Raw genomic sequence first — 12,190 nt, forward strand, 5'->3', positions numbered from 1 at the left:
CGTCACAGCTCCGCGAACATGACGCCGAGGCTGACGCCGCCGGCGAGCCCGATCAGCGCGATCCGGTCGCCGGGCCCGCAGCGCCCCTCGGCGAGGGCGGTGGCGATCTGCAGGGGGAGGCTCGCGGACGCGACGTTGCCGTGGTCGGGCAGCGTGACGACGAGCCGGTCGGGCGGGACGCCGAGGATCGCGCGCAGCGTCTCCAGGTACGGCAGCGTGACCTGGTGGACGCCGACGACCGCGAAGTCGTCCCAGGTCAGCCCGGTTTTGGCGAGCGCGGTGGTGAAGATCTCCGGGCCGGTCGCCAGGAAGGCGTCCTTCAGCCGCCGCCCGTCCCCGCTGAAGTAGGTGAACTCGGGGTCGCGCGGGTGCATCGAGCCGCCCCCCGGGAGCGTCCCGACCCGCCAGGCGCCGGAGACGGCGGCGAAGTCGCGGTAGAAGATCCCGCCGTCCGGGGCGGCCTCCACGAGCATCGCGGCGCCGCCGTCGGAGAGGGTGTAGCCGGCGAACGCGTCCACGAACTGGGCGCGGTCGCGCACCTTCCAGCGGATCGCGCGGGACGGGCTCTCGCCCGTGCAGACCAGGACGCGCTCGTGCTGCCCGGTCCGGATCAGCGCGTCCGCCGTCTGGAGGCCGTTGAGGAAGCTGTTGCAGGCGTTCTTGACGTCGAAGACCGGGCAGGTCGCGCCGAGCTTGGCGGCGACGATGTGCGCGGTCGCGGGCTCCACGAGGTCCTGCGACGCCGACCCGAACACCAGCAGGTCCAGGCCGGCCGGCTCGACCGCGCGGTCGGCGAGGACGCGGCGGGCCGCGGCGACGGCGAGGTCGGACGCCTGCTCGTCGTCGCGCATGACGTGCCGGGCGCGGATGCCGGTCATCCGCTCCACGATCGTGGGATGCGGCCGGTACCCGTCGCTCTCGGCCGCGACGCGGGCCTCGACCTCGGCGCTGCTGACCGTCCGGTCCGGCAGGTGCGCGGCGGCGGCGGTGATGCGGGCTCTCATGGGCTCGGGTCCCCCGGTTCCTCGTGCTCGATGTCCGGCCAGCCTCGTCGGCCGCGGGCGCTCCCGGTCAGAGGAACCCTACGCATCCCGGGCCGGGCGTTGTACCCGGTTCGGCCTGAGTACTGGCACTTAGCCCGGTTTGAGGGGTATCGCGTTTCCGTCCGTATTCCGGGACCGCCAGAATCGGCGGGTGACCAGCATGAAGACCGAACGAGCGGCGCGGCACGAGGCCCGGCTGCTGTGGACCGCGAACCCCGGCCTGTTCGCCCTCCTGGAGGCGGCGCGCCACACCGGCCCCATCACCCGCGTGCCGAGGCTCGGGTGGGTGGTGACCGACCCCGTCCTCGCGCGGCAGGTCCTCAACGACCACGCCGCCTTCGGCATGAACGGCGAGGGCGGCGTCGGCCACCTCTGGACGCAGCTGTTCGGGGAGGAGATGGGTCGGTTCTTCGACGGGGCGACGCACACCGAGGTCCGCACCCGCGCCCGGGACCTGTTCACCGAGGACGCCGCGCGGACTCTGGTGGAGCGTTCCCAGGGCCGGACCCACGCCGCACTCGCCGCCCACCTCGCCGCCGGGGCGGGCATCGACGTCGCCGACGCGGCCCGCGTCCTGGCCGGACGCATGGTCGCCGACCTGCTGGGCCTGCCCGCGGACCGGGCCGACGCCGCCTACCGCACGCTCTTCGGCGCCGGCGAGCGGCTCGCCCGGCTGGCGCTCGGCACGGCCGCGTCCACCGCCCTCGACCCGGCGGTCGTCGCGCGGGCCCGCGCGATCGTCGACGAGATCACCACCGGCGTCCCGCACGCCTACCGGACGGCCGGAACCGGCACCCTCCTCGGCCGCTGCCGGGAGATGGGCCTCGGCCTGCCGCTCGCCCGCGGCCTGGCGACCCTGCTGGTGATCGCCGGGACGGAGACCGGGGCGTCCGGGACCGTCCGCACCGCGGCCCTGCTGCACGACACCGGGGGCCAGCGGGCCCTGCTGGACGACCCGTCCCTCATGGACAACGCGGTGCGCGAGGGGCTGCGCGTCGCCGCCCCGGCGCCGGTGATCGGGCGGCACGTCTCCCGGGACGCGGCGGTCGGCGGGCGGCGGCTCCGCGCGGGCGACCGGGTCCTGCTGCTGACCTACCGGGCGACGGGCGCCGCCGGGCCCTTCGACGTCCGCCGCGCGTACGTGCCCGAGTCGCGGCAGCTGTGGTTCGGCGGCGGGCGCCACCTGTGCCTCGGCGCCGCCGTCGCGCGCGTCCAGGTGGCCCGGATGCTGGAGACGCTGCTGTCCCCCGGCCGCCCGTACCGGGTCGTCTCCCGCCGCCCGGCCCGCCGCGTCCTCGTCCCGTCGTACGCCGAGCTGCGCGTGCGGCCCGCCTAGGGCGCGGGCCGGCGGCCCTGGCGGCTAGACCTCGGGGATCTCGGTCGGCGGGGCGTCCTTCTCCGGGGCCGTCGGGGTCGGGGCGGGCGCCGGGGAGCGCGTGACCGTCGGGCCGACCGGCCGGGCCGGGCGCTCGTCGCGGGGCGCGGAGTTCCACCACCAGAGCGCGAAGGAGATCGCGAGCAGCACCAGCACGCCGCCGATCACCTGGAGCACCGCCGCCCGGGGGCTCGGCTCGTGGTCGCGGCGCCGCAGCGCGAAGCGCCGGCCGGCGGACCGCCGCGCGGCGCGCCGCGACCGCCGCCGCTCGCGCCGGGACGGGGGGCGGGCGCGCTCGCGCGCGGACGGCTCGGTGAAGACGGCGCTCCTGACGAAGTCCTCGTCGAACACGGGCTCGTCGAAATCTGCGGCCATGGGACTCTCCGGCGCGGGGGGATCGTCGTGCGCCCAGGCTAGTAGACGCGGCCGGCGCTCCCCAGTGCCCGTCCTGCCGGGCGGAGCAGAGATGTCCGGTACAGCCCTGATCCCTCTCACCGGGACCGCCCTTTCCCCGCAAAGTTAGAACACGTTACAGTCCAATGCGAATCGTGTTCTAGAAGGAGACCGCATGGGTACCCCGGTGATCGTCGAGGCGGTGCGCACGCCGCTCGGCAAGCGTGGCGGCTGGCTCGCGGGCCTGAAGCCGATGGCCGTCCTCGCGCACGCCCTGAACGCCGCCGTCGAGCGCTCCGGCATCGACGCCGCCGAGGTGGAGCAGGTCTTCGCGGGCTGCGTCACGCAGGCCGGGGAGCAGGGCGGGCACGTCGGCCGCTACTCCTGGCTGTACGCGGGCCTGCCCTGGCAGGCGGGCGTCACCACCATCGACGCCCAGTGCGGTTCCTCCCAGCAGGGCGTCCACCTGGCCGCCTCCCAGATCGCCGCCGGGGTCGTGGACGTCGCGATCGGCTGCGGCGTCGAGGTGATGAGCCGCGCCCCGCTCGGCAGCAACGTCATGCCCGCCGACCCGCGGCCGGACGACTGGTCGCTCGACATGCCGAACCAGTTCGAGGCCGCCGAGCGGATCGCCGCCCGCCGCGGCATCACCCGCGCCGACCTCGACGCGTTCGGCGCGCGGTCCCAGCATCTCGCCGCCAAGGCGTGGGCGGACGGCCGCTTCGACCGCGAGGTCGCCCCGGTCACCGCGCCCGTGCTGGACGCCGAGGGCGACGTCACCGGCGAGACCCGCGAGGTCACCCGCGACCAGGGCCTGCGCGAGACGACCGCCGACGGGCTCGCCAAGCTCAAGCCCGTCCTCGGCCCCGAGGCCCTGCACACGGCGGGCACCTCGTCCCAGATCTCCGACGGCGCCGCCGCCGTCCTGCTCATGTCGGAGGACAAGGCCCGGGCCCTCGGCCTGCGCCCGCGCGCCCGCATCCGGACGCAGGCCCTCGTCGGCGGCGAGCCGTACTACCACCTGGACGGCCCCGTGCAGTCGACCGAGCGCGTCCTGCGGCGTTCCGGCATGGCCATGGGCGACATCGACATCACCGAGATCAACGAGGCGTTCGCGTCGATCGTGCTGTCCTGGGCGTCGGTCCACAAGCCGGACATGGACCGCGTCAACGTCAACGGCGGCGCCATCGCCCTCGGCCACCCCGTGGGCGCCACCGGGGCGCGGCTGATCACCACCGCGCTGCACGAGCTGGAGCGGCGCGACGCCGGGACCGCCCTGGTCACGATGTGCGCGGGCGGCGCCCTGTCCACCGCCACGATCCTCGAACGGGTCTGACCGGAAGGCATCCTGGGGGTACAGGACTCAGGGCCCCGGTCTCAGCGGCCGGGGCCTTCGACCATGACAGGCGCGAAAGGCGGTCTCGGTGCAGCCGGAACCTGAGGACCTCGGCGGCGGGCTGTGGAGCGTCCCCGTCCCCATCCCGAACAACCCCCTGTCGTACACGCTGGTGTACGCGGTGGAGAGCCCCCGCGGCCCCGTCCTGATCGACGCGGGCTGGCAGCACGAGGACGCCTGGACGGCCCTGCGGGACGGGCTCGGCACGTTCGGGATCGACGTCGCCGACGTGTACGGGGTGGTCGTCACCCACTTCCACCCCGACCACGCGGGCCTCGCCGGGCGCGTCCGCGAGACGTCCGGCGCCTGGATCGCCATGCACCACTCCGATGCCGGGATCGTCCGGCTGTTCAACGAGGTCGGCCAGGGCGGCCGCCGCTCGTTCGAGCTGACCGCGCTGCGCCGCGCCGGCGCGGCCGAGTCGGACCTGACCGGGCCGACCCAGCAGACCCGGGTCTCGCCTCCCGCCGTCCCGGACCGCGAGCTGTCCGACGGCGACCTGGTGGACGTCCCCGGCCGCCGGCTGCAGGCCGTCTGGACCCCCGGGCACACGCCCGGACACATCTGCCTGCACCTGGAGGACGGCGACCGCCTCTTCACCGGCGACCACGTCCTGCCGCGCATCACCCCGCACATCGGCCTCTACCCCTACGACACCCCGGACGTGGACCCGCTGAGCGACTTCCTCGGCTCGCTCGACAAGGTCTCCGCCATGACCGTGGACGAGGTCCTGCCCGCCCACCAGCACCGCTTCCGCGGCCTCGAGGACCGCGCCCGCGAGATCATCGCCCACCACGAGGAGCGCCTCGCGGAGGTGGCGGCGCTGCTGTCCTCCCGCCCCACCACGCTCTGGGACCTCACCGCCGGCCTCACCTGGCGGCACCCGTGGGCCGAGATGGCCCAGCAGGCCCGCCGCATGGCCGCCGCCGAGGCCGCCGCGCACCTGCGCACCCTGGAGACCCGCGGCACCGCCCGCCGCGAGGGCGCCGACGACCCCCTCCGCTACGTCCTGCGCTGACGATCCCGATCCACCGCCCGGTGTCGTCCGGGGGCGTTAGTCTGCCCGCCGACGATCTCCGAAGGGGTGGCGGATGCGGGACGTGGCGGGGCCGGACGACGACGAGACGGGTGGCGCGCTGGCGCTCGCCGCGAAGGATCCGGAGGGGGCGCGCGCGCAGATCCTGCAGACGGCCGCCCGGCGGCCCGCGGCCTCCCTGCCGGACTACTTCTCGGCCGCGGCAGGGGCGTTCGCGCGGGCGGGGTTCGCCGAGCAGGCCGCGTTCTACCTGGGACGGGCCGGCGAGGTCGAGGAGTCGAACGCGCGGCTGCTCGACCTCGCGCCCGACACCGCCCGGGCGCAGCGGGTACTGGTGGAACTGGTCCCCCTGGGCGCGATCACCGCGTCGGCGCTGCACGGGCACCTGAAGCGACTCGCACGGCACGACGACGCGGCGGCCGCCCACGCGTGGGCGAGGGAGGCGGTGTGCGCGTTCTTCGACGCGGGCGTCGTCCCGTATCCGAACGTCGTCGCGGACCTGCTTCCGGTGGCGCGGTCGGCGGGGGTGGACGAGGCGGGCGAGACCGACTTCGTCGCCGAGCGGCTGCTGCGCGGCGGGCTCCTCCCCCGGGCGCCGCTGCCGCTGTGGGAGGCCCTGGACGCGGCGCTGCGGCGGCTCGCCCGGCGGCCCGAGCAGCTGGACCTGCTGATCGCGGCGCGGCCCGACGGCGAGCTGTACGCCGAGCCCGGTCCGCGCACCGAGCACCACCGCCGATGGCTGCTGCTGCTCGGACTGGTCGGGGCCGGGCGGCGGCTGCCGCGGGACTGGTTCGCCGGTGCCGGGCCGCTGCCCGCGAACGAGCTGATGCGCCTGGCCGCGGACGCGGGCGACCGCCTGTTCCCCGCCCCGGGCCGGTGGTTCGATCCGGCCGCCGACCCGGTCATCGGACGTTCCGGACCCGACCCCCTCGCCTTCACCCGGTCGAAGACCCCGGTTCCGCAGTGGCACGACGAGAACGCCGAGCTGACCGAGTTCGCCGCGACGCTCGACGACGGCGCCCCGAACGCGCGGGAGCGGCTGGACGCCTACGTCCGCAACCTCGGCCAGTACGACAACGTCGACTACCCGTCCGTGCTGCGGGCGCTCTGGGCGCGGGGAACGATCCGCCGCGTCCTGACCGAGGACGTCGCGCGGTGGCGGGAGGAGTGCGCGACGGGCGACCTGCTCGCTCTGGAGATCGCACTGCCCCGGCTGGTGCCGCTGGCGGAGGCCGCGGCCGGGACCCCGGCCGCCGAGGTCCTGTCCGGCCTTGAGATCACCGAGCCGGTCGACGCGCTGTGGCGCGCGCTGCGGACCGGGCTCCCCGAGGAGCTGCGGTTCCCGGCCGCCGAGGAGTCGCCCGTCACCGTCGTCCTGCACGACGATCTGCTCACGCTCGGCGTCGCGGGGCGGCGCGTCGAGGTCCACGGGCCCGCCGGGCCGGTCCACCGCGCCGAGCTTCCCCACGGCGGCGGCACCTACCCGTGGTTCGACGGCGCCGGCACCTTCGTGTCGCGGCTGAACGGGGACCGCGCGGAGACCTTCCGCGCGGTCGAGCCCGGAATGCTGGAGGTGCCCACCGACGGGCAGTGGCGGTGGCCGCGAAGCCCCGCGGCGGTCGCCCTGACCTTCCCGGGCGCGGCAGCGCCGACGCAGGTCATGCTCGACCGGGCGCTCCTGCGCCTGGTGGACGGCGAGGGCCGGACCACCCTCCGGCTCCGGTACTCCCCGGTCCAGCGCGGTGACGCGGTCATGCCCCCGCCCGGCTTCTGGCCCCACCTGTCCGCCACGGACCCGGAGGGCTCGGCGGCGCTGCGCGGGCTCGCCCGCGACGGCGCGGTCCGGCTGGTGAACGCCGCCCTCGTCCACCGGCGGGAGCTGGACGCCGAACTCCGCCGCGTCCTCCCGGAGATCACCGACGCGCGGCTGCTGGAGGGCGTGGCGGCGCTGGTGCTGCGGGCCGCCGCGTGCCTGCTCGACACGCTCCGCCTGCGCGACGCGCTCCGCCTGCCCCAGCCGGACGGGCTGCCGGAGCTGGTCCGCGCCGGCGGGGGTCTGCGGGCCGGCCGTTCGGTCGCGCGAGTGCCGGCCGTCCGGTACCTCGCCGAGGTCCTCGTGGAGGCCGCCGAGACCGGCCCCGCCTACGACACGCCCCATCCGCTCGGCCGCATCGAGCGGCCCACCGGCACACGGGGCGTGTACTTCGCGTTCGGGACGCTCGGCGGCGAAGCGCTGCAGGCCGCGCTGCCGTGGAAGGCCGCGTACCACCGGGCGAAGGCCGCGCACCTGCTGGGCGCGCTGGGCGGCACTCCCTGGGGCGACGGCAGCGGCCGGTGGCGGCGGCTGTGGTTCACCGCGCAGGCCACGCACGACCCGGTGGGGCAGCTCTGGCGCACGCCGAACGGCGCGATGGTGATCCTCTCCTGGCAGGCCCATCCGCACAAGGACGCCGTCGCCGTCGAGTACTCCCCGGACGGCGTCTTCCGCGACTTCACCTTCCCCGGCTGGACCCACCTCTATCCGCCCAGGGCGCAGGGCTGGGGCGGGGCGGACCGCATCGCGCGGTACCTGCGGTCGCTGGACGAGCGGGGGCCGGCCCCCTACGACGTCACGGCCGTGCGCCGGCTCGCCGAGGGCACGGGCCTGCCGGTCTCCACGGCCGCGTCCGCCGCCTACGGGTACCCGTTCACGATCGGGCGCGAGAAGGACCTCGCCGGCCTGCCCGCCGACGTGGTCGCGCTGTACAACGATCCCGGGACGGGCGAGCACGCCGGCAAGACCGGGTCGTGGCAGCTCGACGACGCGCTGCGCGAACCCCTGATGCCCGCCGACCCGGAGGACCTGTGGATCACGGGCCTGGACGTCGACGGGGCCGTCGCGTGGTGGGACGCCGTGGGGCGCGATCTGGGGCTGTGACCTTCCGTTCGGGGTGCGACGCAGATCACTCTCACCGGCGGGACCCTTGATGAGACTGGAGTCTCATGTTAGAACCTGTTCTAGGTAAGTGCGCCGAGCAGGCGCTCACGGTGGCCTGCTCGCCTCGTGTGGTCTCCACCCCGGCACGAAGGATCTTCCATGGCACTCGCGACGTCCCCCCTGTCCGCCGCCCGGGCCTTCCGGGCCCCCGAGATCGACATCATCGATCCAGGCGTCTACGAGCGCGGGGGGATCCCGCACCGCCAGTTCCAGTGGCTGCGTGACAACGACCCCGTCCACTGGCACCAGGACCCCAACGACGGGGTGCCGGGGTTCTGGGCCATCACGCGCCACGAGGACGTGGTGTCGGTGTCGCGGCGCGCCGACCCGTACTCCTCGCACGAGCGGACGTCGATGTTCGAGGAGTTCTCCAGCGACGACATCGCGATGTACGGGCAGATGATGCTCTTCCAGGACCCGCCGAGCCACACCCGGCTGCGCTCCATGGTCAACAAGGGCTTCACCCCGCGGATGATCGGGCGGCTGGAGGAGCACATCCGCAAGATCTGCAACGAGCTGATCGACGAGGCGGCGCCGCTCGGCGAGTGCGACTTCGTCGAGCGGTTCGCCGCGCCGCTGCCGCTCTACACGATCTGCGAGCTGCTCGGCGCCCCGATGGAGGACCGGGAGAAGATCTTCCACTGGTCGAACAAGCTCGTCGCGTTCAACGACCCCGAGTTCATCGGGGGACGCGAGGAGTCCACCCTGTGCGCCGCCGAGTTCGCCGAGTGGGGCGGGCAGCTCGCCGCCGCGCGCGAGTCCACGCCGCGCGACGACATCGTGACCAAGCTGCTGACGCCCGACGCCGACGGCGGCAGGATCAGCCTGGAGGAGTTCCAGCTGTTCGTGATCATGCTGTCGATCGCCGGGAACGAGACCACCCGGACCGCCACCGCGGGCGGCATGATCGCCTTCTTCGAGCGGCCGGACCAGTGGGCGCGGCTGCGGGAGGACCGCAGCCTGCTGCCGAAGGCGGTCGAGGAGATCGTCCGCTGGGTCAGCCCGATCAACCAGTTCCGCCGGACGGCCCTGGTCGACACCGAGATCGGCGGCAAGCAGATCAAGGCCGGCGACAAGGTCGTGATGTTCTACGGCTCCGCGAACCGCGACGAGCGCGCCTTCGACAACCCGTTCGCCTTCGACGTGGCGCGCGACCCGAACCCGCACATCGGCTTCGGCGGCGGCGGCCCGCACTACTGCCTCGGCACGCACCTCGCCCGCATGAACCTGCGGATCATCTTCGAGACGATCCTCGACCGCATGCCCGACATCCGGCTCGCGGGCGAGCCGCGCCGCTTGCGCTCCAACTTCGTCAACGGCTACAAGGAGATCCCGGTGAGCTTCACGCCATCGGCCCCCCTGGGAGGTTGACGGCGCCCATCACTCCGGACGAGGAGGTTCGAGGCGATGACCACCACCCCCGACATCGAACTGGTCGACCCGGGACCGTACGAGCACAGCGGCGTCCCGCACGGGCAGCTGGCATGGCTGCGCGAGCACGAGCCGGTGTACCGCCACCACGGCGACCCGGAACTGGACCACCCGCCGTTCTGGGCGGTCACCCGGCACGAGGACGTCGTGCACGTCTCGCGGCACCCGGAGGTCTTCTCGTCCTGGCAGCGGCTGGCGCTGTTCCACGAGTCGCCGGAGGACCAGATCGTCCTGCAGCGGATGATGATGCTCAACCAGGACCCGCCGGAGCACTCGCGCAAGCGGAGCATCGTCAACCGGGGCTTCACCCCGCGCGCGATCGGCGCCCTGGAGCAGCACATCCGGGACATCTGCCGGCGCCTCGTGGCCGAGACCGCCGAGCGCGGTCAGGAGGCCGACTTCGTCCGCGACCTGGCGGCGCCGCTGCCGCTGTACGTGATCTGTGAGCTGCTCGGCGCCCCGCCCGAGGACCGGGAGAAGATCTTCCACTGGTCGAACACGCTGATCGGCGGGGACGACCCGGACTTCCAGCGGACGCCGGAGGAGGGCCGGCAGGCGGCGACGGAGCTGTACGCCTACGCCAACGCGCTCGCCGCCGACCGGAGGGAGAACCCGCGCGAGGACATCGTCACCCGGCTGCTCCAGCCGGACGCCGGCGGCGAGGTGCTGACCGGGGACGAGTTCGAGCTGTTCGTGATGCTGCTGTCGGTCGCCGGGAACGAGACGACCCGCAACGCGGCGTCCGGCGGCATGCTCGCGCTCCTGGAGCATCCCGGGGAGTGGGAGCGGATGAAGGCCGACCCGTCCCTGGTCCGGACGGCGGCGGACGAGATCGTCCGCTGGGTCACCCCGGTCAACATGTTCCGGCGCACGGCCGTCCGGGACACCGAGATCGGCGGCCGGGCGATCGCCGAGGGCGACAAGGTCGTGGTGTTCTACTCCTCGGCCAACCGCGACGAGGCGGTGTTCGCCGACCCGTACCGCTTCGACGTGGGCCGGGACCCGAACCCCCACCTGGGCTTCGGCGGCGGCGGTCCGCACTTCTGCCTGGGCGCCCATCTCGCCCGGCTTGAGCTGAGTGTGCTGTTCGAAACACTCTTGGACACCATGCCCAATATTGAACTCAACGGTAACGTTCGCAGGCTAAGGTCTAGTTTCATCAACGGTGTAAAGGAGATGCCGGTACGGGTGCGTCCGGCGTCTCTCGACTGACGGGAGTGGTGTGTGGGCAGGGGATGGCGTGGGTGAGGCAGGCGAGGCGGGCGGTCCGTTGCGGGTGGCCCTGCTCTCGTACCGCAGCAAGCCGCACTGCGGCGGCCAGGGCGTCTACCTCCGGCATCTGACCCGGGAGCTGGTCGACCTCGGTCACACCGTGGAGGTCGTCTCCGGCCAGCCGTACCCGGAGCTCGACCGCGAGGAGATCACCCTCACCAAGCTGCCGAGCCTGGACCTGTACCGGGACGAGGACCCTTTCCGCACCCCTGCCCTCGGCGAGTTCCGCGACTGGCTGGACGTCCTGGAGTTCGCGCACATGAGGACCGGCGGCTTCCCCGAGCCGCTGACCTTCAGCCTGCGCGCCCTGCGGCTGCTGCGGGAGCGCCGCCGCGACTTCGACGTCGTGCACGACAACCAGGTCCTCGGCGTCGGCAACCTCGGCATCGCCCGGCTGGGGCTGCCGCTGGTGACGAGCATCCACCACCCGATCAGCGTCGACCGGCGGATCGAGATCGAGGCCGCCCGCGGCCTCAAGCAGAAGCTCGGCAAGCGCCGCTGGTACGGGTTCGTCGGGATGCAGTCGCAGGTGTCGCGGCGCATCGGGCCGGTGCTGACGGTGTCGGAGTCCTCCAAGGTCGACATCGTCAAGGACTTCAAGGTCGACCCGCGCGACATCGACATCCTGCCGCTCGGCGTCGACACCCGGATCTTCCACCCGCGCGGCGAGCGCGTCCCCGGCCGGATCGTGGCGATGGCCAGCGCCGACGCGCCGATCAAGGGCGTGGACGTGCTGCTGCGCGCGGTCGCCAAGGTCGCCACCGAGCGCGACGTCCACGTGATCGTGGTCAGCCGGCCGCAGAAGGACGGCCCGACCGAGCGGCTCGTGCGCGAGCTGGCGCTCGGCGAGCGGGTCCGGTTCGTCAGCGGCATCAGCGACGGCGAGCTGGGCGAGCTGCTGGCGTCCGCGGAGACCGCCGTCGTGCCGTCGCGCTACGAGGGGTTCTCGCTGCCGGCCGTGGAGCACATGGCGTCCGGGACGCCGCTGGTGGCGAGCCGCGCCGGCGCCCTGCCCGAGGTCGTGGGCGACGCCGGGATCCTGGTCGCGCCGGGTGACGTGGAGGAACTGGCCGCGACCCTGCACCGCCTGCACGACTCCGCGGAGGAGCGTGCGCGGGTGGGAGCCGCCGGCCTCGCGCGCGTCCAGCAGCGGTTCGCCTGGCCCGCCGTGGCGCAGGCCACCGTGGAGCACTACCGGGCAGCCGTCGCCCAGCAGAAGTACCGGCGCCTAGCCGCGCGCAAGGGCAAGTGAGGGCGTCCGCGGACG

General features: G+C 74.0%; 9 protein-coding genes. 7 read left to right on the forward strand and 2 right to left on the reverse strand.

The window, feature by feature from the left end; translation table 11 throughout:
* Window positions 1-2 precede the first annotated feature (2 nt).
* Entirely contained in the window at window positions 3-1,004 is a 1,002-nt protein-coding gene (locus tag AB0H37_RS34565; RefSeq protein WP_179833196.1) for a ketoacyl-ACP synthase III, read from the reverse strand.
* Between the two features lie 199 nt (window positions 1,005-1,203).
* On the opposite strand from AB0H37_RS34565, the gene AB0H37_RS34570 reads away from it, so the two are divergent.
* The gene (locus AB0H37_RS34570) at window positions 1,204-2,379 is read left to right on the forward strand and encodes a cytochrome P450 (protein ID WP_329094307.1); all 1,176 of its coding nucleotides are present in this window, start codon (window positions 1,204-1,206) and stop codon (window positions 2,377-2,379) included.
* Window positions 2,380-2,403: 24 nt separating this feature from the next.
* Here AB0H37_RS34570 and AB0H37_RS34575 read toward each other — a convergent pair whose 3' ends face one another.
* Window positions 2,404-2,793 (reverse strand): hypothetical protein, encoded by a 390-nt coding sequence (locus tag AB0H37_RS34575; RefSeq protein ID WP_179833195.1) that lies wholly within the window; start codon window positions 2,791-2,793, stop codon window positions 2,404-2,406.
* Between the two features lie 193 nt (window positions 2,794-2,986).
* Between AB0H37_RS34575 and AB0H37_RS34580 the strand changes: the two genes are divergently transcribed.
* The 6 genes from AB0H37_RS34580 to AB0H37_RS34605 all read left to right on the forward strand — a co-directional run bounded on the left by AB0H37_RS34580 (window position 2,987) and on the right by AB0H37_RS34605 (window position 12,175).
* The gene (locus tag AB0H37_RS34580) at window positions 2,987-4,147 is read left to right on the forward strand and encodes a steroid 3-ketoacyl-CoA thiolase (protein WP_360616933.1); all 1,161 of its coding nucleotides are present in this window, start codon (window positions 2,987-2,989) and stop codon (window positions 4,145-4,147) included.
* A gap of 88 nt (window positions 4,148-4,235) precedes the next feature.
* Complete coding sequence (locus tag AB0H37_RS34585) at window positions 4,236-5,225, forward strand: MBL fold metallo-hydrolase (RefSeq protein WP_179833193.1); 990 nt, start codon at window positions 4,236-4,238, stop codon at window positions 5,223-5,225.
* 73 nt (window positions 5,226-5,298) lie between these two features.
* On the forward strand, window positions 5,299-8,160 hold the full coding sequence (locus AB0H37_RS34590) for a hypothetical protein (protein ID WP_360616934.1): 2,862 nt from the start codon (window positions 5,299-5,301) through the stop codon (window positions 8,158-8,160).
* Between the two features lie 159 nt (window positions 8,161-8,319).
* The gene (locus AB0H37_RS34595) at window positions 8,320-9,591 is read left to right on the forward strand and encodes a cytochrome P450 (protein WP_360616935.1); all 1,272 of its coding nucleotides are present in this window, start codon (window positions 8,320-8,322) and stop codon (window positions 9,589-9,591) included.
* A gap of 36 nt (window positions 9,592-9,627) precedes the next feature.
* Window positions 9,628-10,863, forward strand: coding sequence for a cytochrome P450 (locus AB0H37_RS34600; RefSeq protein ID WP_360616936.1), 1,236 nt, complete (start codon window positions 9,628-9,630; stop codon window positions 10,861-10,863).
* Window positions 10,864-10,891: 28 nt separating this feature from the next.
* Window positions 10,892-12,175, forward strand: coding sequence for a glycosyltransferase family 4 protein (locus AB0H37_RS34605; RefSeq protein WP_179833189.1), 1,284 nt, complete (start codon window positions 10,892-10,894; stop codon window positions 12,173-12,175).
* The last annotated feature ends 15 nt before the right edge of the window (window positions 12,176-12,190 follow it).

Origin of the sequence: Actinomadura sp. NPDC023710 (assembly GCF_040639875.1) — a bacterium.
Taxonomy (GTDB): Bacteria; Actinomycetota; Actinomycetes; order Streptosporangiales; family Streptosporangiaceae; genus Spirillospora; species Spirillospora citrea.

Coding starts and splice junctions, on each gene's coding strand:
- AB0H37_RS34565 (WP_179833196.1), bottom strand. CDS start 1,004: ATGAGAGCCCGCATCACCGCCGCCGCCGCGCACCTGCCGGACCGGACG.
- AB0H37_RS34570 (WP_329094307.1), top strand. CDS start 1,204: ATGAAGACCGAACGAGCGGCGCGGCACGAGGCCCGGCTGCTGTGGACC.
- AB0H37_RS34575 (WP_179833195.1), bottom strand. CDS start 2,793: ATGGCCGCAGATTTCGACGAGCCCGTGTTCGACGAGGACTTCGTCAGG.
- AB0H37_RS34580 (WP_360616933.1), top strand. CDS start 2,987: ATGGGTACCCCGGTGATCGTCGAGGCGGTGCGCACGCCGCTCGGCAAG.
- AB0H37_RS34590 (WP_360616934.1), top strand. CDS start 5,299: ATGCGGGACGTGGCGGGGCCGGACGACGACGAGACGGGTGGCGCGCTG.
- AB0H37_RS34595 (WP_360616935.1), top strand. CDS start 8,320: ATGGCACTCGCGACGTCCCCCCTGTCCGCCGCCCGGGCCTTCCGGGCC.
- AB0H37_RS34600 (WP_360616936.1), top strand. CDS start 9,628: ATGACCACCACCCCCGACATCGAACTGGTCGACCCGGGACCGTACGAG.